Below are 23,789 nucleotides of genomic sequence, written 5' to 3'. Positions count from 1 at the left end.
CGGCACGTACTCCGGGGACGACCGCGAGGGCCGCGGAGGAAGGTGCCGGCTGAGTCAGCGCGGCGCGGCGAGGTGCTCCTCCCACGGCAGCAGGGTGACGGGGTGCGGAGGGTGGTCGGACGCGCGCAGCGTCAGGTCGACCACGGCCGCACGCACCCGCGCCCACTCGGCCTCGTCCGTCGTCGAGCCCGGGCGGCCGGGCGTCCGGCCTGCCAGCTCGAGGATCAGCTGCAGCAGCAGCACGGCGCGGGCGGGGTCGGCGCGCCGGGGGTCGGGCCGCGTCGCGGCGCGCACGACCTGAGCCGCGAGCGCCTCTCCGCGCGAGCCGGCGGCGAGCGGGGCAGAGCTCGCCATCCGTAGCGGGAGCGGGGCGGCCCGCAGGGACCAGCGCGTGCCGGAGGGGTCGAGGGGCACGATCCTCGTCGGCCCGCGCAGCAGCGACGCGACCAGCAGGGCGACGGCGACGAGCACCACCGTCCCGGCCACGGTGCACAGCCAGCCGGCGGTCCGGGGCGCGGTCGGCGTCGTCAGGAGGAGCACGCCTGCCGAGACGACCCAGACGGTCGCGCAGCCCACGGCCACCAGGGCGAAGAGCAGCGCGGCGGAGGCGTCCCCGGGGCGTCGTCGTCGTGTGCTCATACCCCTTGATTGCCGGCAGGGCACCGATCGCTACGTCGAGGCACCCGATCCACCACGTCGATCCAGGACGGCGACGCGGGGAGCGGCCGTCTACGCTCACCCCGTGACACGCTCCGCGAGCCGACGGTGACGGGCCCTGGCCGCCGGGTGAGAAGGTTCCTGCCGCCGTTGTGGGTGCCGGCCCTGCTGCTCGTCGTGGTCCTGCCGCTGACGGGCGCGCTCCCGGCGGACGACGCCCGCTCCCTCGCCGCGCTCACCGGCCCGGTGCTCGGCTTCGTCGTCCTGCTCACGGTCGTGTCGGAGCTCTGCGCCGGCGCCGGGCTGTTCGACGCGGTGGCGGACGGCGCCGCCCGGCTCGCCCGCGGGCGGGCGTGGGTGCTGTGGCTGCTCGTGGCCGTCGTGGCGGCGGCGTGCACCGTGGTGCTGTCCCTGGACACGACGGCGGTCCTGCTGACCCCGGCGGTCGTCGCGGTGGCGCGGCGCCTCGACCGGGACCCGCTCCCTCTCGCGCTGACGGTGCTGGCCCTCGCGAACACGGCGTCGCTGCTGCTGCCCGTCTCGAACCTGACGAACCTCATGGCGGCCTCGTCGTTCGACGCCGGCTACCTCGGGGTGATGGCGGCGCCCGCGGCGGCGGTGCTCGTCGTGGTCCTGGTCACGCTCGCGGCGCTGCACGCCCGTGCGCTGCGCGGCCGGTATGCGCTGCCGTCGAGGCGGGAGGTCGCCGACGTGGTGCTGCTGCGCGTCGCGGCCGCGGTGGTGCTGGTCATGGGCGCCGGGTTCGCGGCGGGGTTGCCGGTGCTGCCCGTGGCGCTCGGCGCGACCGCCGTCCTCGGGGCGGCGACGGCCTGGCGACGGGCGCCGTTGCTCGTCCCGGTGCGGGAGATGGTGCCGTGGCGCACGGTCGTGGTCACGGCGGGCCTCTTCGCCGTGGTCGGTACGTGGCACGCGCACGGGCTCACGGAGCTGCTGGCTCCGCTCGTCGGCTCGGGGGACGACGCCGCCGGGCTCGCCCAGGTCGCTGCCGTCGGCGCGACGTCCGCGAACGCCGTGAACAACCTGCCCGCCTACCTCGCGCTCGCCCCGACCGTCACCGGCGACGACGCCCGGCTCGCAGCCCTCCTGGTGGGCGTGAACGCGGGGCCGCTGATCACCCCTTGGGCGTCGCTGGCCACCCTGCTGTGGCTCCAGCAGTACCGCCGCCACACGTTCTCCGTGCCCGCCGGACTGATGCACCGCGTCGTCGGCCAGGGCGTGGTGGTCGCGCCCCTCGCCGTCGCGGCCGGGGTGCTCGCGCTCGTGGTGGCCGGCTGACAGGACGGCGCACGCACGGCAGGCGTGGCGCGCGGCGTGTCGTCGCCTCCGAGGCCCCCTCGTTTCGTGCCCTCTCGGCAAGGCCCGAGACCTGGGCGTTGACCAGGAGCCGATGCGGCTGACGAGCAGATTCCCGCCCAGCCGGAGGTGCGCCGCCTGCACGGGACGGCGTGCGGCTGAGCATGGAATGACGGTGGAGGCGGACTGGGGCCAGGAGCCCGCGCGTCGTGCCCGGTCGGCCGAAAGCACAGAAAACGAGCGGGCCTTGGAGGCGACGACACACCACGTGCCACGCCGGCGCGCGAGGCAGACGATGGTGAAGGCGCACGGAACGGTGGGGCCCTGGCGGGTAGATTCGCCCGATGCTCAGAACCCTGCGGCGGGCGCTCGCCGGCATCTACTGGCGGCTCAGTCGCTGGACCCTCCGCAGCGAGCCCGTCCCGGCACAGGCGGGCGTGCTGGTCGGCGCGCCGCACACGTCCAACTGGGACTTCGTGCTCATGCTCGCCATCGCGTGGCGGCTCGGGCTGGACGTGCGCTGGCTGGGCAAGCACACCCTGTTCGCCGGCTGGCGCGGGCCGCTGATGCGCGCGCTCGGTGGCATCCCGGTCGATCGTCGCGACCCCAGCCGCGTGGTCGAGGACGTGCTCTCGCGCGTCCAGGCCGGAGAGGTCTTCCACCTCGTGGTGACGCCCGAGGGCACCCGCTCCGGCGACGGCTGGAAGTCCGGCTTCTACCGCATCGCCCGCGCCGCCGACCTCCCCGTGACCCTCGGGTACGTGGACCGCACCACGATGACCACCGGCCTCGGGCCGACGATCCACCTCACCGGCGACGTGCGCGCCGACATGGACGTCGTCCGCGCCTTCTACGCCGACAAGGCGGGCGTGCGCCCCGCCCTGCGCACCGAGCCCCGCCTGGCCGACGAGGACCGCCCCGGCTGACCCGCCGGGACGGAAGCCGTCCGGCTTCGTCAGCCGCGCGCCACGTGGTCGTAGGCGCCCGCGGCAAGATCCTCGAGCAGCGTCGGACCGGCCGGCTCCCAGCCCAGCAGCTCGCGCGTCAGCTCGCTGGACGCGACCGCGTCCATCCCCCAGAAGCCCCCGAGCCAGCCGAAGTGCTCGGCCGCGTCGGCAGGGTCGACGGACGCGACGGGCACGCCGACGACGCGGCCGATCGCCTCCGCCATCTCCCGGTGCCGGACACCCTCCTCGCCCACGGCGTGCACCACGGTGCCGCCCGGCGCCTTGTCGAGCGCGAGGGCGACGAGGCGCCCCGCGTCACCGACATGGACGGCCGGCCACCGGCTCGTCCCGTCCCCGACGTAGCCGGACACGCCACGCTCCCGCGCGATCCGGACCAGCTGGGCGACGAAACCGTGGTCGCCCACGCCGTGGACGGTCGCCGCGAACCGCAGCGCCACCGGGGCGACACCCCGCTCGGCGGCGTCGAGCGCCAGCCCCTCCGACCCGCCCCGCGGCGCGTCCGGACCGCTGAACGCCGACGCGTCCCGCTCCGTGAGCACCCGCCCGGGCGCCCCCGCCAGCCCCGACGCCAGCAGCAGCGACCGCCCGGTGCCCGCCAGCTCGTCGACGAACGCCTGCACCACCGCCCGCTCGGTGCGGCCCGCCCCGGCATAGTCGGAGAAGTCGTGCTTGAACGCCAGGTGGATCACGGCGTCGGCCTGCCGGGCGCCGGCACGCAGGCTCTCCAGGTCGTCGAGGCTGCCTCGGTGAGCAGCGGCCCCCAGGACGGCGAGCCGGTCGGCGGAGGCGTCGGACCGAGCCAGTCCGACGACCTCGTGCCCGGCGGCGAGCAGGTGCGGCACGGTGGCGGAGCCGATCCAGCCGGAGGCTCCGGTGACGAAGACGCGCATGATTTCTCCTCGAAGTGATGTCAGTTACTGACATCACTACGCTACACCTGATGTCAGGTGCTGTCATCACTAGACTGTCCGGCATGGCCCGATGGGAACCCGACGCGCGCGGGCGGATGACACGCGCTGCGCTCGACCTGTACACCGAGCAGGGGTTCGAGCAGACGACGACCGCCCAGATCGCGGAGCGCGCCGGCGTCACCGAGCGCACGTACTTCCGGCACTTCGCCGACAAGCGCGAGGTGCTGTTCGACGGCTCGCACGAGCTCGAGGGCACCGTCGTCGCGGCCGTCGTCGACGCTCCCGCCGACGCCGCCCCGCTCGACGCGGTGGGCGAGGCCTTCGCCCTCGCCGCGTCCGCCCTCGAGGAGCGGCGCGAGTTCGCGGCGCGCCGCGCCGCCGTCGTCGCCGCCACGCCGCGCCTCCAGGAGCGCGAGCTCCTCAAGCTCGCCGCGCTGCGGGACGCTGCAGCGGCCGCGCTGCGGGAGCGCGGCGTCACCGAACCGGCAGCGTCGATGGTCGCCGAGGCCGGGGTCTCGGCGTTCCGGGTGGGGTTCGAGGCCTGGATCGCTTCCCACCAGGAGCGCCCGCTCGCGCACGAGGTGCGCGACGCCCTCGCCGCGCTCCGGGCTCAGGCAGCGGTCTAGGCTCGCCGTCGTGCCCGAGCCCGAGTCGATCCCCGCCCACCTGCCCGCCGACCTTCCCGACGGCGTCGCGCTGCGCCTGCTGGACCGCGACGACGGCCCCGCGCTCGCCGCGGCGTACGCGCGCAACCGTGAGCACCTCGCGCCCTGGGAGCCGGAGCGGCCCGCCGAGTTCTACGAGGCGCAGTACCACGCCCTGCGCATCCCCGTGGAGCTCCTGTCACACGGCTCCGGGCGGTCCGTGCCTCTCGTCCTGGACCGCGGCGGCGACGTCGTCGGCCGCGTGAACCTCAGCGACATCGTGCTCGGCGCGTTCCGCAGCGCGCACCTGGGCTACTGGGTCGACGCGGCCCTCGCCGGCCGCGGCATCATGACCGCGGCGGTCGAGGCCGCGTGCGCGCACGCGCGCGACGACCTGGCGCTGCACCGCGTCCAGGCCGCGACGCTGCTGCACAACGAGCCGTCACAGCGGGTGCTCGCGCGGACCGGCTTCGAGCGGATCGGCACCGCGCCCCGGTACCTCAACATCGCGGGGCGCTGGCAGGACCACGCCCTGTTCCAGCGGATCCTGCACGACTGACGGGTCGGCGGCGGTCCCCGCGCCGTCGCCCCGCTCCCGGGCCCGACGACGGCCGCGCAGCACGAGCCCCACCGCGCCGGCCGCCACGGCGAGCACGAGCAGCACGATCCCCGCCCCGGCCACCGTCGCGAGACCCGACCGGTCCGAGGCCGCGTCGGCGTGCGCGGCGGCCTCGTCCAGGTCGCCGGCGGCCAGGTCGTCCCGGGCGCGCTCCGCAGACCGGTCGACGCCGAGGGCGAGCGCCCCGAGCCCCGACACCGGGTCCCGGTCGGCGTCCGCGGCCCGCACGGCCCGGCCCACCTGCGTCGTGACGGCGGCGGCCTGCGGCAGCAAGGACCCGAGCGCGGCGTACTGCTCGTCGTGCGACGCGTCCTCGTACGCCGCACGGACGGTGGCGGGCACCGCCACGCCCGCCCGCCGGGCCGCGTCCTGCACGGCCCCGGCCTCCGCCGCGGCGTCGCCGAGCGCGGACCGCACGTCCTTCGCGTCCCCGAACTCCCAGCGCGTCATCGCCGTGCGCAGCCCCAGGGGCGGCTGCCACGCGCCGTCCGCCTCGTCGACCGCCGCGTACGCGTCGCGCGCCTCGCCCCGCCCCCGCAGCTGCTTCCGCTGGTCGCCGTCGAGCACCCAGGTGCGCAGCACCTGCGGCGCACCGTCGACGCCGCCGCGCGTCTGGACGAGGTCGAGGAAGCGCCGCCAGTCCGTGCGGGCGTAGTTCTCGTCCGTCGAGCCGGGCCGCTCGTAGGCGCTCTCCCCCGCCTGGGCGGCCGACACGACCGCGGTGAACGCGTCGTCGTCCAGCCCGCCCAGCAGCTTCTGCACCACCGTGTACGACGCGGCGTACCCGTACGCCTCGACGTCCGCGTCGAGCTCGCCCGGGTTCGCCTCCCACGCCGACAGCGGCAGGGCCACCGCGGCGTCCCGGTCGGGCGCCTTCCACGGGTCGCTGGTGCCGCCGGTGCGGGCCACCACGCGGTGCGCCACGACCTCCGTCATCCCCTCGGACAGCCACCGCGCCGAGAGCCGGTCCGGGTTCAGCCAGGCGTGCCCGAGCTCGTGGTACAGCGTGGCGTCGTCCAGGTCCTCCGGGATGACGATCTCGTCCTTGCCCGGGTCGAACCACGCGTACCCCAGGACCTTGGGCGACACGTCCTCGCGGATCGTCTCGAGGCCGCCCGGCCAGGGCCGACCCACGACGTCCTCCAGCGCCGGCAGCCCCTTCTCCAGCTTCCGGGAGACGAACCTCGTCCACTTCCCGTCACCCGGGAAGCTCTGCAGGGTGAGCGTCGTGCCGGCGGCACGGACCCGCTTCTGGTCCGACTTCTTGGGGTCCCGGGCCGACACGACCGCCCAGATGCCGTCCTTGTCGGAGTTCTCGGTGGCCGTGTACGTGACGGTGCGGCCCGTGCGCTTCGTGGTGAAGTCGTCCGACGTGGCGTCGAAGGTCATCGAGGCGGGGAGCACCACCTCGACCGTCGTACGGCCCGCGTCGCCCAGGCCCGACGCCGCGAACGTGGCGAAGCCGTCCCCCACCCGGGTGTAGTCCTTCGAGCGCACCGGCTCGCCGGGGATGTCGAAGGCCCAGTCGATCGTGCGAGTGCTGCCGTACCGCAGCGGGGAGAACGTGGCCACGGCGTACCGGGTGCTCGGGTCCTCCGTCGACTCCAGCGACACCGGCAGGGACACGCCCCCGCTGACCGCGCGCACGTGCTCCGCCCCGGCGGGGACCGGGATCGCGTACGACGTGTAGTAGTAGTACGTCAGCCCGCGGTCCGGGGTCACGTTGCCGATGGTGGTGGTCACCGTGGCACGGACCTCGCTGTCCTTCGCCCGCAGCTCGTAACGGTTGTGCGACTCCTCCGTGAGCCCCTCGTCGGCGACGGCGGCAGGGCCGGAGAGCAGGAGCGCGCCGACGAGGCCGGCACCCAGCAGGGCGGGCAGCGCGGGACGACGACGTGACGCGGGCGAGGGGCTCATCGCGCCGCATCCTCCCGTGCCGCGCGTCAGCGCCGCAAGCTGCCGGCACCCCGGGCACCTCGACGCACCGCCGTTCCGCGTGCGCCTGCCGTCCTCGTGCGGTAGACCGGGGGTTGTCGGGCCGCGGAGGGGGACGCCATGAGCACTGACGAGAAGAGCATCCGCCCCGGCGCCGACGCCGGGGCGATGACGATCGCGCTGCTGACCGCCTGCTCGGAGCCCGACCTGGGGATCCGCTCCCGGGTGGTCCAGGAGCTCCTCGACGAGGCGAGCCACGACTCGCGGCTCGCCCGCGAGGTGCTGACCACCATGCTCACCGCCTCGGTCATGTCCTTGCGCGCCTACACCGACGCCACCCGGCGTGACCCGCAGGACGTGCTGCGCGCCCTCGGCATGAGCTGGTCGCAGCGGTCCCTCAGCGCCTGACGGCAGCCACCAGCACCGTCAGGCACCGTCAGGCACCGTCAGGCACCGTCAGGCACCGTCAGGCGTCGAGGTCCTCGATGCGGGCGACGCTGGGCTCGCGCTCGGTCTGCAGCCGTGCCGCGACGTCCTCCGCGGCACGCAGGACGCGCAGCACGTTGCCGCTGGCCAGGCCGGCGAGCTCGTCGTCCGACCAGCCCCGGTCGGCGAGCGCCGCGAGCAGCGCCGGGTAGCCGGACACGTCGCGCAGCTCGTCGGCGAAGCCGCCCGCGCCGTCGTAGTCGCCGCCGAGCCCGACGTGCGCCGCCCCGGCGACCTCGCGGACGTGCTCGACGTGCGCGACGACGTCGTCGAGCGTGGTCGGCGGCTTGGGGTGGCTCTTCTCCCACTCCTCGGAGAACGCGGCGAACTCGGCGTAGTCGTTCGGGGCGATGCCTGCCTGCGTCGCCGCCTCGCCCGCCGCCGCGCGCCACTCCCCGATCGCGGGGGTGACGAAGCTCGGCACGAACGTCACCATGCAGACGCCGCCGTTGTCGGCGAGGCGCGCGAGGACGTCGTCGGGCACGTTGCGCGGCACGTCGCACACGGCGCGGGCCGAGCTGTGCGAGAAGATCACGGGCGCCTCCGTGACGTCGAGGGCGGCACGCATCGTGCCCGCCGACACGTGCGACAGGTCGACGAGCATCCCGAGGCGGTTCATCTCGCGCACCACCTCGCGACCGAACGCCGTCAGTCCGCCCTGGTCGAACCGGCCGTCGGCGGGAGGCGCGTCGGTCGCGGACTCTGCCCACGGGTTGTGGTGGTTGTGCGTGAGCGTCATGTAGCGCACGCCCACCTCGGAGAGCATCCGCAGCGCGCCCATCGACGAGTCGATCGACTGCCCGCCCTCGGCCCCCATGAGCGACGCGATCCGCCCCTCCGCCCACGCGGCCACGACGTCGTCTGCCGTCGTCGCGAGCCGGAAGTGCTCCGGCCAGCGCGCCACCATGCGGCGCACGGCGTCCACCTGCTCCAGCGTCGCGGTGACGGCGGCGCTGCCCGGCAGGTTGGACGGCACGTAGACCGACCAGAACTGGGCGCCCACCCCGCCGGCACGCAGCCGCGGCACGTCGGTGTGCGTGCGGCCCTCGGTGCCGGCCTCGATGTCCAGGCGGGACCAGTCGTACGCCACCTGGTCCCGCGCCTCCCACGGCAGGTCGTTGTGCCCGTCCCAGACGGGGTGGTCACGCAGGAGGGCGGCGATCCTGTCGGTGTGCTCGGTCGTCATCCGGCGACCCTACCGACCCGCCCCCGCGAGCTGTCAGAGCCACGTGACGGTGGAGGCTGACCTGGGTCTGACAACTTTCCTCAGCGGTGCCCGCCGCGCAGCCTGTCGATCTCGCGCCGCTCCCGCTTGGTGGGCCGGCCGGCACCGCGGTCCCGGACGCCGACGGCCTCCCGCTCCTGCCGGGTCGGCATGGGCGGGCTCTCGTCCCGGTACGCCTTGACGGCGAGCGGGGCTCCCACGCGTTTGGGGAGCAGCTCGACGACGACGACCTTGCGGTCGCGCAGCGGGTCGCGCCAGGTGACGGTGTCGCCCGCGGTGACGGACGTGGCGGGCTTGGCCACCGTGCCGTTCACCCGGACCCGCCCCGACCGCAGCAGAGCGGCCGACGCCGAGCGGCTCTTGAAGAGCCGCACCGCCCACAACCACACGTCCACGCGCATCCCGTCAGCCTCTCACGGTGCGTCACGGCACGGCACCGGTCGACGCCGGGACGTCGCCCTCGCGGGCCGCGCGGCCGGGAAGGTCAGAGGCGGCTCCGAGAATGCTCTAAGAATCCCTCCCGAGACTGAGGGCATGAGCACGCTCGCCACTCCGCGGCCCCGCCCCCGGCCGACGCACCCTCCGGTCGGGGCGGGCCGGGGGCGCGCGCCGGGCGGGGTCCTCCTGCGCGGGGTCGTCCTGCGCGGCGTCCTGGCCGTGGCCGTCGCCGCGACGGTCGCCTTCTGGTGGCGGGGGACGCCGACGACGGCGGGCACCTCCCCGGGGGCGGCGCTGACCGGCCTCGGGGAGCTCGTCGGCCTGGTCGCGTCGGTCCTCGTCTGCGCCCAGCTGCTGCTGGTGGGCAGGGTGCCGTGGTTCGAGCGGGCCGTCGGTCTGGACCGTCTCGTCGCCTGGCACCGCACCCTGGGGACCACGGTCGTGCTGCTCGTGGTGACCCACGTGCTGCTCATGGTCGAGGGGTCGAGCCTGCTGACCCGGCAGGCGCCGTGGCCCGAGGCCCTGTCGATGCTGACGACCATGCCCGACCTCCTGCTCGCGCTGCTCGGCACGGCCGTCTTCCTCGCCGTGGGTGCGAGCAGCGCCCGGCTGGTGCGCCGGCACCTGTCCTACGAGGCCTGGTTCCTCGTGCACCTGAGCATCTACGCCGGGATCTACCTGGCGTTCTGGCACCAGATTGCCGCCGGGGCGCACTTCGTCGGCTCCACGGCCGCGCGGACCGTGTGGGTGCTGCTCTACGTGGCGACCGCGGCGGCGGTCCTCACCTGGCGGTTCGTCCTGCCGCTCGTCGACGCCGGCCGGCGCGGCCTCCGGGTCACCGCCGTCGTCCCGGAGGCCGGCGGCATGACGAGCGTGTGGGTGTCGGGGCCGGGTCTCGGGGAGCTGCCCGCGGTCGCCGGCCAGTTCTTCCTGGTCCGCTTCGTCACCCGGGGGCACCTCGTGACGGCGCACCCGTACTCGCTGTCCACGGCGCCCACCGGTGACGAGCTGCGGTTCACCATCGGACCGCTCGGCGACCACTCGCGTGCCGCGGCCCGCCTGCGGCCCGGCACACGCGTCCACCTCGAGGGGCCGTTCGGACGGTTCACCGCGGACCGCGCACGACGGCACGGCGTCCTGCTCGTCGCCGGCGGTGCGGGCATCGGCCCCGTGCGGGCCCTGGCCGAGGACCTGGTCCTGCGCGGTCACGACGTCGTCGTCGTGCACCGGGCGCGGACGGCGGACGCCCTGGGCCTCGGGCAGGAGCTCGCGCAGGCCACCGCGATGACGTACCTGCCCGTCGTCGGGCGGCGGGCCGACCTCGGGTACGACCCCCTCGACGCCCGGTCCCTGGCGGCCCTCGTCCCCGACGTCGCGGCCCGCGACGTGTTCGTGTGCGGCCCGCCGGGCATGGTGGGCGCCGTGGAGCGGGCGGCGCGTGCAGCGGGGGTCCCCCGATCGGCCGTCCATCACGAGGAGCTGAGCCTGTCATGACCGCACGACGCTGGCGGGGCACGATCGTCTACGCCGGGACGCTGGCCGCCCTCGGCGCGGCGGCCCTGGCCCGGTTCGGCGTGCCCGTCGCCGACCCCGGCCCCCTGACGAGCGCCACGGGCAGCGGCGTCGCGGAGCCGACGACCGGCAGCACGTCCCCCGACAGCACGTCCTCCGGCAGCACGTCGTCGGGCAGCACGTCGTCGGGCAGCACGGGCAGCGCGTCGCCGTCGGACACGTCGACCGGCTCGGCCGACACGTCCACGGTGACCGTGACCGGCGACGTCGCCCAGACCCCGTACGGGCCGGTCCAGGTGGCCGTGACGTTCTCCGGCACGCACATCGACGACGTGGTCACGGTGCAGTCCCCGACCGGCCCGGAGAGCTCGCAGATCGCGGCCCGGTCCACGCCGGTCCTCGCGCAGGAGGTGGTCGACGCGCAGTCCGCGCACATCGACACCGTCTCGGGGGCGACGTACACGTCCGAGGGCTATCGCGAGTCCGTGCAGTCGGCGATCGACGCGCGGGGGTGAGCGTGCGCCACGTGGAGACCGTCATGGGCGTCCCGGTGTCGCTCGTCCTGCGCGCACCGGACGACGCCCGGTCGCGGGCGGCCGTCCGAGCGGCCTTCGACCGGCTGCACGCCGCGGACGCGCGGTTCAGCCCGTACCGCCAGGACAGCGAGCTGTGCCGGTACGCGCGCGGACAGGTCCCGGTGCCCTCCGGCGAGCTGCGCGAGGTGCTCGACCTTGCCGAGGCGGCGCGCCGGGCCAGCGGCGGGGCGTTCGACGTCCGCCGCCCGGACGACACCCTCGACACGAACGGCGTCGTCAAGGGATGGGCCGCCCAGCGCACGGCCGACCAGCTGCGCGCCGACGGCTTCCACGACCTGTGCCTCAACGCGGGGGGCGACGTCGTGGCCGCGGGGAGCGCCGAGCACGGCCGCCCCTGGGTGGTCGGCGTCCGGTCGCCCTTCCGGCGCGACGCCCTGCTGGCCCGGGTCGAGGTGGTCGACGGCGCCGTCGCGACGTCCGGCACCTATGAGCGCGGCGCGCACGTCTGGGACGGTCGCACCGGCTGTCCCGCCGAGTCCCTGGTTGCCGCGACCGTGGTCGCCGGCGACCTCACGACGGCGGACGTCCTGGCCACCAGCGTCCTCGCCCTCGGGCCCGACGGCGTGTCCTGGGCCGCCGGGCAGGGCGCGAGCCTCGTGCTCGCGGTCCGCCCCGACTTGGAGGTGATCAGCGCGGGCGTGGCCGCGCCCGCGGCAGCAGCACGGTGAGCCGGGCACCGCGAGCGCCGTCCTGCCGCACACCCGCCGCGACGCTGCCCCCGTGCTGGGCGGCGATCTCGGCGACGAGCGCGAGGCCCAGCCCGTAGTGCCGTCGGTCCGCACCCTCCGCACCCGCACGTCCCTCCCCGTCCCGGCGACCCGACGCGAACCGGTCGAACAGGCCGGTGACGTCCTGGGGCACGCCCGGGCCGTCGTCCTCGACCACGACCCGCACGTCGTCGCGTGACACGAGCACCAGGACACGGACCTCGCTGCCGGCGTAGTCGACGGCGTTGTCCACCAGGGCTGTCACCGCGCGCCGGACGGCGACGGGCGTCGCGACCACCACGGCCTCCTCGACGCCTTCGCGGACCAGACGCAGGCCGCGTCCCTCGGCCGTGGGGCGTACCGCGTCCACGACCTCCCGCACCACGGCGGCCACGTCCACGGGCACCCGCTCGACCGCACGGGCGTCGGCCGCGACGAGCAGGTCGTCCAGGATCTCCGTGAGGGCCGCCGTGTCGGCGAGGAGCCCGTCCACGTCCTCGCCGACGCGAGCCGTGCGACCGCCGTCGGGATCGTCGAGCCGGCGCCGCAGCAGCTGGGCGCGCGTGGACAGGAGCGTCAGCGGGGTGCGCAGCTCGTGGCTCGCGTCCATGACGAACCGGCGCTGCATGGCCAGCGCCGTCGCCAGCGGCCGCACCGCACGCCGGGCGAACCACCACCCGGCCGCCGTCGCCAGCAGGACGCCCACCCCGCCCGCGACGGCGAGCGCGGTGAGCATCCGGGCCAGCTCCTCGCGGCTCTCGGCCGTGTCCGCCACCGCCTGCACGACGCGGCCCCGCTCCACGTCCGTCAGCACGTCGTACTCCCCCGACGGGAGGGTCACGCGGTCGCGCACCTCCTCGCCGGTGCGTGCCACCTGCTCCATCGTCGCCACGTCGGGCAGCCCCTCCGGCATGCCGGGCGTGGTCTGCACACCGCCCGGAGCGGCGACGGCGACCCACAGCCCCGCTCCCACGTCGTCCACCCGCCCCGTGGACTCGACCGCCGACTCGAGGCGGCTCGCGGTCTCCTCCGCGAACGCCCGCGCGGCGAGCCCGGCCGCGACACCGGCCACCACGAGCACGCAGCCCAGGACCAGCGCCCCGGTCTGCAGCCCGAGGCGGCGGCTCGTGCGCCGCAGCTGCTCCCGCTCGGGCAGGCGCGCGCCGCCCGGCGTCACGGTTCCCCCCACCGGTAGCCGACGCCGCGCACCGTGGTGACGGCCCGGCGGCCCAGCTTGCGGCGCAGGTAGTGGACGTACGTGTCGACCACCCCGTCGTCCGTGGCCTCGGGGAACACCCGGTCGCGCACGGCGTCGCGCCCGAACACCTGGTGCGGGTGACGTGCGAGCAGCTCGACGAGCGCGGCCTCCCGGTCCGACAGGTCGACGGGGGCGCGACCGTCGTCGAACCGCACCCGGCGCGCGGCCACGTCGAACGCGCCACCGCCGAACCGCACCTGCTCCGTCCCGCCCACGAGCGCCCCGGCTCGACGGCGCAGCGCACGCAGGCGGGCGAGCAGCTCGTCGACGTCGAACGGCTTGCCCAGGTAGTCCTCCGCACCCGCGTCCAGGCCCTCGACGCGGTCCACGGGGTTGCTCAGCGCGGACAGCACGAGCGCCGGGGTGGTGACGCCCTGCGCCCGCAGCCGTCCGAGGACGTCCAGCCCTTCGATCGCGGGCAGGCCACGGTCGAGCAGCAGCACGTCGTAGGTGCGCGTGAGCCCGAGGTGCAGCCCACGCTGCCCGTCCCCGGCGACGTCCACCCCGTACCCCGCGTCGCCGAGCAGCTCGGCGAGCATGGCGGACAGCTGGCGGTCGTCCTCGACCACCAGCACGCGCCCGGAGGCCGGCACCGTCGTGCTCACCCGGTAGACGTACCACCCGGCGGGCCGCGGAGCGACCGGTCCGCGCCGACGTCGACCGCGGGCGGGTCCCGCCGCCCCGAGTGCTCGTCGGGTGTCGCGACGGCGCCGTTGCTAGCGTCTGCCCCATGGCTGAACCCATGGCTGGACCCACGGCCGAGGTACGCGTCGAAGAAGACCTCCTCGGACGCAAGGAGGTCCCCGCTCAGGCGTACTACGGGATCCACACCGTGCGGGCGATCGAGAACTTCCCGATCTCCGGCACGACCATCAACGACGTGCCGGAGATGATCCGCGGCATGGTGATGGTGAAGAAGGCGGCGGCGCTCGCGAACCGGGAGCTGCGCGCCATCCAGCGGGACATCGCGGACGCCATCATCGAGGCGTGCGACGAGGTGCTGGTCCAGGGCCGCTGCCTCGACCAGTTCCCCGTCGACGTGTTCCAGGGGGGCGCGGGCACGAGCGTCAACATGAACACCAACGAGGTGATCGCGAACCTCGCGCTGGAGCGCGTGGGCTTCGCCCGCGGCCGCTACGACGTCATCAACCCGAACGACCACGTCAACAAGTCGCAGTCCACCAACGACGCCTACCCGACGGGGTTCCGCCTGGCGGTGCATGCCCTGGTCGACGCGCTGGTCGTCGCCGTGCGCCGGCTGTCGCGGGCGCTGGACGAGAAGGCGTCGGAGTTCGCAGAGCTGCCGAAGATGGGCCGGACCCAGCTGCAGGACGCGGTGCCGATGAGCCTGGGGCAGGAGTTCGCCGGCTTCTCGGTGAACGTCGCGGAGGAGGTCAAGCGGCTGCGCAACGCCGCCGACCTGCTGCTCGAGGTCAACCTCGGGGCGACGGCGATCGGCACGAGCCTCAACACCCCGCCCGGCTACCCGAAGGTCGCGGCGCGGCGGCTCGCGGAGGTCAGCGGGCTCGGCACGGTGCCCGCGGAGAACCTGGTCGAGGCCACGTACGACAACGGCGCCTACCTGGCCGTGCACTCCGCGGTGAAGCGGCTCGCGGCCAAGCTGTCGAAGATCTGCAACGACCTGCGCCTGCTGTCCTCCGGGCCGCGCGCGGGCCTCAACGAGATCAACCTGCCCGAGCTGCAGGCCGGGTCGTCGATCATGCCCGCCAAGGTCAACCCCGTGATCCCCGAGGTGGTCAACCAGGTCTGCTTCAAGGTCATGGGCAACGACGTGACCATCACGCACGCCGCCGAGGCCGGCCAGCTCCAGCTCAACGTCATGGAGCCCGTGCTCGCGGAGTCGATGTTCGAGTCGATCCGCCTGCTCACGAACGCCTGCGACGCGCTGCGCACCAAGTGCGTGGTCGGGATCACCGCGAACGCGGAGGTCATGCGGCAGCACGTGCTCGGCTCGATCGGCATCGTCACGTACCTCAACGAGGTGATCGGCCACCACAACGGCGACCTGGTGGGCAAGGAGGCGGCCCGCACCGGCAGCTCGGTGCGCGACGTCGTGATCGCGCGCGGCCTGCTCACGGCCGCGGAGGTCGACGCGATCCTCACCACCGAGAACTTCCTGCACCCGCGCTACTCCGGGCGGTTCTACGGGCCGGACGAGCGCGGCATCCCGCCGCTGGGGCAGGAGGGCGAGGCGTCGCACGTCGTGGAGTCGGACGACGCCGCAGGGACGCCGCCCGACCCCAGGCCCGAGGACGAGACCGAGCACGAGACCGAGCACGAGACCGAGCAGGAGACCGAGCAGGAGACCGAGCAGGAGTCCGGGCCGGGGGCGGCCGCACGGTGATCGTCGTCCAGTTCGTCGTCGTCCTGGTCTTCGTCTTCATCGGTGCGCGCATCGGGGGGATCGGGATCGGGCTGGCGGGCGGCGCCGGGGTCATCGTCCTGGGCCTGCTGGGGCTCGAGGTCGACCCGGCGACGGGCGTCCCCTGGGACGTGCTGGGCATCATCATGTGCGTCATCGCGGCCATCGCCGCGATGCAGGCCGCCGGCGGGCTGGACTACCTCGTGGCGAAGACCGAGGTGCTGCTGCGGTCGCGCCCGCGCAACATCACCTTCCTCGCGCCGCTGGTCACCTACTTCATGACCGTGTTCGCCGGCACGGGGCAGGTCGCGTTCTCCACCCTCCCCGTGATCGCGGAGGTGGCGAAGGAGTCGAACGTGCGGCCGTCGCGCCCGCTGTCGATCGCGGTGGTGGCGTCGCAGATGGCGATCGCTGCTTCCCCGATCTCCGCAGCGGTCGTGGCGATGGCCGCGGTCGTGGAGCCGCTCGGGGTCGACTACCTCACGCTGCTGACGGTGGCCGGCGTCTCCACCCTGGTGGGCTGCATGGTGGGGGCGGTCGTCGCGTCCCGCCAGGGTGTCGAGCTGCAGGACGACCCCGTCTACCAGGAGCGGCTCGCGAAGGGGCTCGTGAAGCGCCGCGAGCGCACCGAGTTCGTCGCGAAGCCGCGAGCGCTGCTGTCGCTGATCATCTTCGCGGCGGCCCTGCTGGTCGTGGTGCTGTACTCCACCGCGGTGTCCGACTCGGTGGGTCTCATCCAGGACCCGACCATCACCCGCAGCGGCGCCATCATGACGTTCATGCTGCTGGCGGGGCTGCTCATCGCCGTCTTCTGCCAGATCGACGTGGGCACCGTGATCACGCAGCAGACGTTCCGCAGCGGCATGAGCGCCGCGGTCTGCATCATCGGCGTCGCCTGGCTGGGCAACACCTTCGTGCAGGGGCACACGGCAGAGATCGAGGAGCTGGGCGGCGACCTCATCCGGCAGTACCCGTGGATGCTCGCCGTGGTGCTGCTGCTGGCCTCCGCGCTGCTCTACTCGCAGGCGGCGACGACGATCGCGCTGATGCCCGTCGCGGCCGGCATGGGCGTGGCCGCGACGACGATGGTCGCGTCGTTCCCCGCCGTCACCGGGCTGTTCCTGCTGCCGACGTACACCACCGTGGTCGCGGCCATCGAGCTCGACGACACCGGCACCACCCGCATCGGGAAGTACCTGTTTAACCACTCGTTCATGGTGCCGGGGCTGGTGTCCGTGGCGACGGCCGTCGCCCTCGGCTTCGGCCTGGCGCCGCTGCTGATCTGAGCGTCAGACGTCGAGCCACGGCGCCGCGGCGTACTGCTCGTCCGTGACGTGCTCCAGCCACGTCGTCGTCGCGGCGGGGTCGTCGGCGTTCTCCAGCATGGCCAGGTGCTCCATGAAGTCGTCGGGCGAGGCGCCGTGCCAGTGCTCCTCCCCCGGCGGGCAGTACACCGTCTCGCCGGGCCGGGCCTCGACCACGACGCCGTCGCGCGTGCCGACCAGGGCGACGCCGGAGACGACGTGCAGCGTCTGGCCGCGGGCGTGCGAGTGCCACGCCGTGCGCGCGCCGGGCGCGAACCGGACGAGCGCCACGACCATCCGCTGGCCGGGCTCCTGCGGGACGGCGATCGGGTCGAGCCAGACGTCGCCCGTGAACTGCTCGGGCGGGTTCTTGGTGGTGGCGGGGCGGGGCAGCTTCTTCATCGCTCGATGATCCCTTCCACCCGGTGGTCCGCGCCCGTCGAGGGCTGACCACCCGTGCGCGCCGCATCGTGTCTAGCGTGGGGCCAGGAGGTGGTCCCGTGGGCGTCAGGCAGAGCACGGCGGACGAGCTCGCGCCGCCCCCGCCGCACGACTTCGCGCGCCGGGCCGAGCACGGCCGCAGCGCGCGGCGGCGCACACCGCGGTCGTCCCACGCCGGGTGGGTCCCGGCGCCCGGCCGCGCCGACCCGGTCGACCTCCTCGAGGAGCAGGACGCGACGCGGGTGCCGGAGCTGGTCCCCGTCCGGCACCGCCGGATGATGGTGTCGCCCTTCACCTTCTACCGGGGCGCGGCGCTGCTCATGGCGGCCGACCTCGCCTCGACCCCGGTGTCGGGTCTCGTCACCCAGGTCTGCGGGGACGCGCACCTGTCGAACTTCGGCGTCTTCGGCACGCCGGAGCGGTCGATGGTGTTCGACATCAACGACTTCGACGAGACCCTGCCGGGCCCGTGGGAGTGGGACGTCAAGCGGTTGGCCACGAGCTTCGAGGTGGCGGGGCGGCATCGCGGGTTCACCGCCGAGGAGCGTGCCGACATCGACCGCGCCGTCGTGCGCGCCTACCGCGAGCGCATGCTGCAGCTCGCCGGGTCGGGCGTGCTGGAGGGGTGGTACGACCGGCTCGACGCCGACCGTCTCCTGGCCTGGGTCGAGGCCGAGCGCCTGGCGAAGCGGGTGGGCCGCAAGCAGGTGGAGCGGACGGAGGAGGCCCTCGCGAAGGCACGGACGAAGGACAGCACGCGCGCCACGGCCAAGCTCGTCGAGGTCAGGGACGGCGAGCTGCGCATCGCCGCCAGCCCGCCGCTCGTCGTGCCCGTCGAGGACCTCGTGCCGCTCGCGCGGGACCGCGCACAGGCCGAGGCCTGGATGCGCGACCTGATCGCCTCGTACCTTCCCACGCTCGGGCAGGAGCATCACCCGATGGCGGAGTTCACCTACCTGCACATGGCGCGCAAGGTGGTGGGCGTCGGCAGCGTCGGCACGCGCGCCTGGGTCGTGCTGCTGCGCGGCCGGGACGACTCGGACACCCTGATGCTGCAGGCCAAGCAGGCGGAGCGCTCGGTCCTGGAGCGGTTCCTGCCGCCGAGCCGGTACGACAACCACGGCGAGCGCGTCGTCCGAGGGCAGCGGCTCATGCAGGCGGCGGGCGACGTCTTCCTCGGCTGGCAGCGGGTCACAGGCGTCGACGGCGTCGTCCGCGACTTCTACCTCCGCCAGCTCTACGACTGGAAGGGCGGGGCGGACGTGGAGGTCATGCGCGCCGCCGGGGCGCGCGCCTACGCCCAGCTCTGCGGGGAGGCGCTGGCGCGGGCCCACGCCCGCTCCGGCGACCGTGTCGCCGTCGCCGCGTACCTCGGTCGCTCCGACGTCTTCGACCGGGCGGTCGCGGACTTCGCCGCGGCCTACGCGGACCAGAACGAGCGCGACTACGCCCGTTTCCTGGACGCCGTGTCGTCCGGCCGGCTGGAGGCTGCGGAGGCCTGACCCGCCGTCGACCAGACGGTCGGCGCCACCGACCTCGCCGGCCGCTCAGACCCGCGCGGCGACGCGCTCCGCGGGGGCCTTGGGCGTCCGCGCGGCCGGGGCCAGGAACGCGGCCGCGGCGACCAGCACCAGGACGACGACCAGGGCGGACCGCAGCCCGTAGTGGTCGCCGAGGAAGCCGAGCAGCGGCGGTCCGACGAGGAACGCGACGTAGCCCAGGGTGGCGGCGAGGGAGACGCGGGCCGTGGAGTTCGGGCCGGAGTCGCCGGCCGCGGAGAGCGCGACCGGGAAGCCGAGCGACGCCCCGAGGCCCCACAGGACGGCGGCGCCTGCCGCCACCCACTGCTGGTCGGCGAAGATCACCAGCGCGAGGCCGGCGGCGCCCACGAGGGCGCTCGCGCACAGCACGGCGGCGCGCCCGAACCGGTCGACGAACCGGCCGCCCACGAACCGGCCGAGCGTCATGGAGGCGGCGAACACGGCGTACACGGCGGAGCCGAGGGCTGCGTCGAAGCCGTGCCCGTCGACCATGACGAGCGGGAGCCAGTCGTTGGCCGCACCCTCCGCGAGGGCGAGCGCGAGGATGATGCCGCCGATGAGCAGCAGCCGCGTGTCCTTCCAGACGGGCGGCCCCGAGCCGGCGTCCGCCTGCCGCAGGGCGGGGTCGCGCCGGCCCACGCCCGCGGGCACCGGCCGGATCGCGACGGCGAGGCCGGCCAGCATGGCCGCGGCGACCACGAGCAGGTGCACGACGACGGGGAACGCGACGGCCGTCAGCACCATCCCGATGGTCGCGCCGACCACGGTGCCGAGGCTGAAGAACCCGTGCATGGCGGGCAGCGCGGAGCGGCCGAGCAGGCGCTCGACCTCCGCCCCCTCGACGTTGAGGGCGATCTCGCCGCCGCCCATGCCGCACCCGACGAGGCCGAGGCCGAGGGCGACCACCCCGCCGGAGCCGAGCGCCGCCCCCACCCCCACGACGGCCACGCCGACCGCCATCGCGGAGACGCCGACGACGGTGACCGGTCGGGTGCCCCACCGTGCCACGAACGGTCCGGACACGAGGATGCCGGCCATCGAACCGACGGACAGGCCGAAGAGGATCAGTCCCATCTGCCCGGTCGTGGCGCCGACGAGGTCACGCACGTCGGGCGTGCGGGTGACCCACGACGAGATGGCGATGCCGTTGAGGAAGAAGAGGGCGAACAGCGCGTTGCGGCGCGCGCGGGTGCTGGCGGTCACGAAGGCAGGGTCTCCGGGGAGGTCGGGCGAGGTGTACGAGCGTACACATCATGGGGCCGCGTCGTCCGCACGTTCCAGGCGGAACAGACGCACGACGCGGCCGGAGTCGCGTTCGTACGCGCGGTAGCCCGGCCACTGCGCCTCGATGCGTGCCCACGCGGCGTCCCGCTCCGCGTCCCCCTCGACCGGCGTCGCCCGCACCGCGTACCGCCGCCCGCGGATGCTCACCGCGGCGTCGGGGTGGGCGAGCAGGTTGTACGTCCAGGCCGGGTGCCGGTCGCGCGCGAACGACGTGCCCGCCACCACCAGCCGGCCGTCGCCCACGGGCGTGTACATGAGGTAGGTGTCGCGCGGCTGCCCGGACCGGGCGCCCGTCGTGTGCAGCACGAGCGACGGCACCAGCACCGCGCTGAGCTGGAACCGCCCGCGCGTGAGCCGCGCCAGCGCCCGCTCGACGGGCGGCAGCGCCCGCGGTGCCACCGCCCGGAACGCTCGCGTGCGCGTCACGGGCGCGACGACGGACCGGATCCCCTGCAGCAGCCTGGCCATGCCCCATCCTGGCGGGTCGCGGGCGCGCGCGGCAGACCGGGCGCCCCCGTTCACATCTGCGCATGCCTACTTGTCGGCGCCCCAGGTCGTTGACCGCGGCACCGCCCCGCCCGTTCGCTGGGACCCATCGAGCAAGCTCCCCTGGGACGAAGGAGACGCACATGGCGACCTCGGCGCACGAGCAGGCGGCACGGGCAGGGACGGACGGACCGGACGCGCGCCGGCGATGTCGACGAGCCTCCGGCTACGGCCTCGTGGCGCTCGTGGCCGCCGGTCTCGTCCTGACCGGGATGCCTTCCGTCGCGTCCGCGCAGCCGTCCGGGGCCGCCCAGCAGGCGCCGACGTCCGCGGCGCCGGACGGCGAGACCACGACGGACACCCCCGCACTGGTGACCGGGCTGGACGAGAAGGCGGACGGCTCCGTCTCCCCCGCCCAGGCCGCCCGGGGCTACCTCGGCTCCCGCAAGGCCCGCTTCCACATCCCCGACCCGGCCGCGACGCTGCGGTCCGCCGGGACGGAGAGCACCGACGGCCAGGAGGTCGTCCGCCTGCAGCAGCGGTACCGGGGCATCGACGTCCTGGGCGGCGAGTACGTCGTCCGGATGACGAGGTCCGGCAGCGAGCGCACCGTCACCGGCACGTCGGGCCGGTACTACACCGACCTCGACCTGGACACCGTGGCCCCGGCCGTCTCGGAGAAGGTCGCGGTCCAGCGCGCGGTCGCCGCCGTCGCCGGCCACCCCGGGGGGCTGCTCCGCAAGGACACGCCCGAGACCCTCTCGTCGTTCAGCGGCGAGTCGCAGGGCGTGGCGATCCTGCCGCAGGGCGACGGCGTGCTGACCCGGCACGTCACCGTCACGGGGGTCGGCGCCGACGGGCTGCCGGTCCAGCAGGAGGTGTACGTGGACGGCGCCGGCGGCTTCCCGGTGCTCCAGTACAGCGCGATCAAGACCTTCGGCGCGCCGGCCGGCGACCCCGCCGCCGCAGCCGCGGCCGGGACCGGCACGAGCGCCGAGGCAGCAGAGGTCGCCGCGACCACCACGCCCGGGTCGGTCGTGGGCACCGGGGTCCGGTACGACGGCGAGACCGTCGACCTCGGCCTGTACCAGGCCGGCCCGGACAAGCCGTTCCAGCTGCTCGACTACACCCGCCGGGCGGCGGACAAGCCCTTCGAGGGCCCGCTGATCAAGACGTACGACGCGAACGGGGCGTCGGCCGCCTCCGCCTCCGGCCGGTGGCCGAGCCAGGCGACGATCGGCGAGAGCGCGACCGCGGACCTCGGCCAGGGGTTCACCGACTCCGGCATGGTCGACGCGCACTGGGCGGCCGGCCAGGTCTACGACTACTACAAGGACACCTTCGGCCGGGCCGGGCTCGACGGGCACGACGGGTACATCAACTCCATCGTGGGCGTCACCTCGAACGGCGGCCCCTACAACAACGCGTTCTGGGACGGCACGAAGATGGTCTACGGCAAGGGCGGCGGCGACTTCCGCACCTTCTCCGCGGACACGGACGTCGTCGGCCACGAGATGACGCACGGCGTCGTCGAGCACACCGCGAACCTCGTCTACGTCGGCCAGTCCGGCGCCATGAACGAGGCCCTCGCCGACTACTTCGGCAACGCGATCGACCTCGAGGCCAACGGCGTCTCGATGGACGACCCGGACGCGGCGCTCCTCGGCGAGGACCTGTGCACCACCCTCGCCCCCCGCGACTGCGCGCTGCGCGACCTGAACGACGGGGCCACGACGTTCGCCGACTTCGTCGGCGCCGGCATCAGCGGTGACAACGGCGGCGTGCACCTCAACTCCACGATCTTCTCGGGCGCCCTGTGGGACATCCGGGAACGGCTCGGCGCGGAGCTCGCCGACCAGGTCGTCTACCGCGCCCTGTCCGCGTACATGACCCCGCTCGACGACTTCCTCGCGGGCCGGGCGGCCGTCGTCGCCGCCGCGCAGGAGCTGGGCGCCACCAAGGCACAGCTGAAGGTCGTCAACGGCGCCTTCGACGCGCACGGCATCGTGGCCGGATGGGAGAAGACGCTCGGCATCGACAGCGACCTCCTGGTCGCGGACGTCAACGTCGGCGACACCGGCGTCGGCGCCGGCGGGGGCCGGTACGCCGTCTCGCGGAGCAACGAGGACGGCTCCGAGCCCTACTCCGTGTGGCTGGGACGCACCGACGGCAAGGGCAGGCCGGAGCTCGTGAGCGGCAACAACGGCAGCTTCAACGTGTACGCCACCACCGACGGCAAGACCGTGGCCTGGGCCGAGTACACCGGCAGCGACATCCTGATGCGGGCCAGGGCCGTCACCGGCGGCGTCACCAAGACCGTGCAGTTCAGCCACAACGGGCCCGTCGGAGGCCTGGCCGTCGACGGCGACCTCATGGTCCGCACCGTGACCGACTACACCACCGGCACCCAGCACGTGAACTGGGCCAACCTGAGGACCGGGGAGACCGGCCTGGTCGACTCGGGCACCCCCGCGCAGAGCACGGCGCTGCCCTCGGTCAAGGACGGCAAGATCGCCTACGTGAAGCTCTGGTACGCCGCGGACGGGCCGCGGCTCGGCGTCGAGGTCTTCGACACCGTCGCCGGGACCAAGACCCTCATGCCGATGGACTACGCCACCGTGATGGGCGTCGGCCAGACCGCCCTCACCGACGACGGCGTCGTCTGGATCGAGGACGACGACATCACCGACGCCGGCCAGGCCGCCGTGCGCACGGCGTCCTTCGACGGCACCCACCCGGTGACGCTGATCCCGGAGACGCCCGCCAGCACGCTCTACCCGTACTCGCTGACGGCGTCCGGCACCGCGGTGACGATCACGTCGATCCCGCAGGCGACGTGGTGGGCCAACGAGACGCTGCCGAAGCTCTACCAGGTGGCCGTCGACGGCAAGAAGGCCCCGCAGCGGATGTCGTGCAGCCGTGGCGAGCAGCTCCTCGCCGCGGCCGACGAGGGCCAGCGCGTGCTGTGGCTCGACGGCACCACCAGCCACACCAACCTGGTCAAGCGGGACCGGCCGGTCGGCACCTGCTGACCTGACCCTCCCCACCGGCCGCGGCCGGGCGCCCCGCACGGGGTGCCC

At 74.6% G+C, this 23,789-nt stretch carries 22 protein-coding genes; 12 read left to right on the top strand and 10 right to left on the bottom strand.

Going from position 1 to position 23,789, the window contains the following annotated elements:
• Positions 1–54: 54 nt before the first annotated feature.
• Positions 55–639, bottom strand: coding sequence for a hypothetical protein (locus ACWGKI_RS02045; protein WP_452184277.1), 585 nt, complete (start codon positions 637–639; stop codon positions 55–57).
• 147 nt (positions 640–786) lie between these two features.
• On the opposite strand from ACWGKI_RS02045, the gene ACWGKI_RS02040 reads away from it, so the two are divergent.
• Positions 787–1,953 (top strand): SLC13 family permease, encoded by a 1,167-nt coding sequence (locus ACWGKI_RS02040; RefSeq protein WP_452184275.1) that lies wholly within the window; start codon positions 787–789, stop codon positions 1,951–1,953.
• 362 nt (positions 1,954–2,315) lie between these two features.
• Positions 2,316–2,897, top strand: a complete 582-nt coding sequence (locus ACWGKI_RS02035) for a 1-acyl-sn-glycerol-3-phosphate acyltransferase (RefSeq protein ID WP_452184273.1) — start codon at positions 2,316–2,318, stop codon at positions 2,895–2,897.
• A 29-nt stretch (positions 2,898–2,926) separates the two neighbouring features.
• Here ACWGKI_RS02035 and ACWGKI_RS02030 read toward each other — a convergent pair whose 3' ends face one another.
• The gene (locus ACWGKI_RS02030; protein WP_452184271.1) at positions 2,927–3,829 is read right to left on the bottom strand and encodes an SDR family oxidoreductase; all 903 of its coding nucleotides are present in this window, start codon (positions 3,827–3,829) and stop codon (positions 2,927–2,929) included.
• 83 nt (positions 3,830–3,912) lie between these two features.
• Here ACWGKI_RS02030 and ACWGKI_RS02025 point away from each other — a divergent pair, with 83 nt between their 5' ends.
• Together ACWGKI_RS02025 and ACWGKI_RS02020 are read left to right on the top strand one after the other, a co-directional pair.
• Positions 3,913–4,476, top strand: a complete 564-nt coding sequence (locus ACWGKI_RS02025) for a helix-turn-helix domain-containing protein (protein ID WP_452184269.1) — start codon at positions 3,913–3,915, stop codon at positions 4,474–4,476.
• A gap of 10 nt (positions 4,477–4,486) precedes the next feature.
• Entirely contained in the window at positions 4,487–5,053 is a 567-nt protein-coding gene (locus ACWGKI_RS02020) for a GNAT family N-acetyltransferase (protein ID WP_452184267.1), read from the top strand.
• Here the strand turns inward: ACWGKI_RS02020 and ACWGKI_RS02015 are convergent.
• A complete protein-coding gene (locus ACWGKI_RS02015) occupies positions 4,937–7,030 on the bottom strand; it encodes a hypothetical protein (protein WP_452184265.1) in 2,094 nt (697 codons plus the stop codon). The two genes, ACWGKI_RS02020 and ACWGKI_RS02015, sit on opposite strands and share 117 nt — an antisense overlap.
• A gap of 138 nt (positions 7,031–7,168) precedes the next feature.
• On the opposite strand from ACWGKI_RS02015, the gene ACWGKI_RS02010 reads away from it, so the two are divergent.
• Complete coding sequence (locus ACWGKI_RS02010; RefSeq protein ID WP_380242363.1) at positions 7,169–7,456, top strand: hypothetical protein; 288 nt, start codon at positions 7,169–7,171, stop codon at positions 7,454–7,456.
• Between the two features lie 58 nt (positions 7,457–7,514).
• On the opposite strand, the gene ACWGKI_RS02005 is transcribed toward ACWGKI_RS02010, so the two are convergent.
• Both ACWGKI_RS02005 and ACWGKI_RS02000 read right to left on the bottom strand, forming a co-directional pair.
• On the bottom strand, positions 7,515–8,720 hold the full coding sequence (locus ACWGKI_RS02005) for a dipeptidase (RefSeq protein ID WP_452184262.1): 1,206 nt from the start codon (positions 8,718–8,720) through the stop codon (positions 7,515–7,517).
• Between the two features lie 80 nt (positions 8,721–8,800).
• Positions 8,801–9,160 carry an RNA-binding S4 domain-containing protein gene (locus tag ACWGKI_RS02000; protein WP_452184260.1) on the bottom strand — a complete coding sequence of 120 codons (360 nt, stop codon included), beginning with the start codon at positions 9,158–9,160 and terminating at the stop codon, positions 8,801–8,803.
• Positions 9,161–9,293: 133 nt separating this feature from the next.
• Between ACWGKI_RS02000 and ACWGKI_RS01995 the strand changes: the two genes are divergently transcribed.
• Genes ACWGKI_RS01995 through ACWGKI_RS01985 form a run of 3 tightly spaced genes read left to right on the top strand, consistent with a single transcriptional unit; the run spans position 9,294 to position 11,973 of the window.
• A complete protein-coding gene (locus tag ACWGKI_RS01995) occupies positions 9,294–10,691 on the top strand; it encodes a ferredoxin reductase family protein (RefSeq protein ID WP_452184258.1) in 1,398 nt (465 codons plus the stop codon).
• Positions 10,688–11,224 carry an FMN-binding protein gene (locus tag ACWGKI_RS01990; RefSeq protein ID WP_452184256.1) on the top strand — a complete coding sequence of 179 codons (537 nt, stop codon included), beginning with the start codon at positions 10,688–10,690 and terminating at the stop codon, positions 11,222–11,224. The genes ACWGKI_RS01995 and ACWGKI_RS01990 overlap by 4 nt, the downstream gene beginning before the upstream one ends.
• Before the next feature lie 11 nt (positions 11,225–11,235).
• Positions 11,236–11,973, top strand: coding sequence for an FAD:protein FMN transferase (locus ACWGKI_RS01985; protein ID WP_452184254.1), 738 nt, complete (start codon positions 11,236–11,238; stop codon positions 11,971–11,973).
• On the opposite strand, the gene ACWGKI_RS01980 is transcribed toward ACWGKI_RS01985, so the two are convergent.
• Both ACWGKI_RS01980 and ACWGKI_RS01975 read right to left on the bottom strand, forming a co-directional pair.
• Positions 11,933–13,189, bottom strand: a complete 1,257-nt coding sequence (locus ACWGKI_RS01980; protein ID WP_452184252.1) for a sensor histidine kinase — start codon at positions 13,187–13,189, stop codon at positions 11,933–11,935. The genes ACWGKI_RS01985 and ACWGKI_RS01980 overlap by 41 nt on opposite strands.
• Positions 13,186–13,875 (bottom strand): response regulator transcription factor, encoded by a 690-nt coding sequence (locus tag ACWGKI_RS01975; RefSeq protein WP_452184250.1) that lies wholly within the window; start codon positions 13,873–13,875, stop codon positions 13,186–13,188. The genes ACWGKI_RS01980 and ACWGKI_RS01975 overlap by 4 nt, the downstream gene beginning before the upstream one ends.
• Positions 13,876–14,000: 125 nt before the next feature.
• Between ACWGKI_RS01975 and aspA the strand changes: the two genes are divergently transcribed.
• Positions 14,001–15,635, top strand: a complete 1,635-nt coding sequence (gene aspA / locus ACWGKI_RS01970) for an aspartate ammonia-lyase (protein WP_452184248.1) — start codon at positions 14,001–14,003, stop codon at positions 15,633–15,635.
• Positions 15,632–16,939, top strand: coding sequence for an anaerobic C4-dicarboxylate transporter (locus ACWGKI_RS01965; protein WP_380242344.1), 1,308 nt, complete (start codon positions 15,632–15,634; stop codon positions 16,937–16,939). The genes aspA and ACWGKI_RS01965 overlap by 4 nt, the downstream gene beginning before the upstream one ends.
• A 3-nt stretch (positions 16,940–16,942) precedes the next feature.
• Here ACWGKI_RS01965 and ACWGKI_RS01960 read toward each other — a convergent pair whose 3' ends face one another.
• Entirely contained in the window at positions 16,943–17,359 is a 417-nt protein-coding gene (locus tag ACWGKI_RS01960) for a (R)-mandelonitrile lyase (protein WP_380242342.1), read from the bottom strand.
• A gap of 98 nt (positions 17,360–17,457) precedes the next feature.
• Between ACWGKI_RS01960 and ACWGKI_RS01955 the strand changes: the two genes are divergently transcribed.
• Positions 17,458–18,900, top strand: a complete 1,443-nt coding sequence (locus tag ACWGKI_RS01955) for a DUF2252 domain-containing protein (protein WP_452184245.1) — start codon at positions 17,458–17,460, stop codon at positions 18,898–18,900.
• 45 nt (positions 18,901–18,945) lie between these two features.
• On the opposite strand, the gene ACWGKI_RS01950 is transcribed toward ACWGKI_RS01955, so the two are convergent.
• A complete protein-coding gene (locus ACWGKI_RS01950) occupies positions 18,946–20,142 on the bottom strand; it encodes an MFS transporter (RefSeq protein WP_452184243.1) in 1,197 nt (398 codons plus the stop codon).
• A 48-nt stretch (positions 20,143–20,190) separates the two neighbouring features.
• Complete coding sequence (locus tag ACWGKI_RS01945; RefSeq protein WP_452184241.1) at positions 20,191–20,691, bottom strand: nitroreductase family deazaflavin-dependent oxidoreductase; 501 nt, start codon at positions 20,689–20,691, stop codon at positions 20,191–20,193.
• A 161-nt stretch (positions 20,692–20,852) separates the two neighbouring features.
• Between ACWGKI_RS01945 and ACWGKI_RS01940 the strand changes: the two genes are divergently transcribed.
• The gene (locus ACWGKI_RS01940) at positions 20,853–23,741 is read left to right on the top strand and encodes a M4 family metallopeptidase (RefSeq protein ID WP_452184239.1); all 2,889 of its coding nucleotides are present in this window, start codon (positions 20,853–20,855) and stop codon (positions 23,739–23,741) included.
• Positions 23,742–23,789: the final 48 nt, after the last annotated feature.

The organism is Isoptericola sp. NPDC055881 (assembly GCF_053615895.1).
The sequence above is the reverse complement of the archived record's forward strand: the minus strand, read 5'-3'. Positions and strand labels throughout refer to the sequence as shown.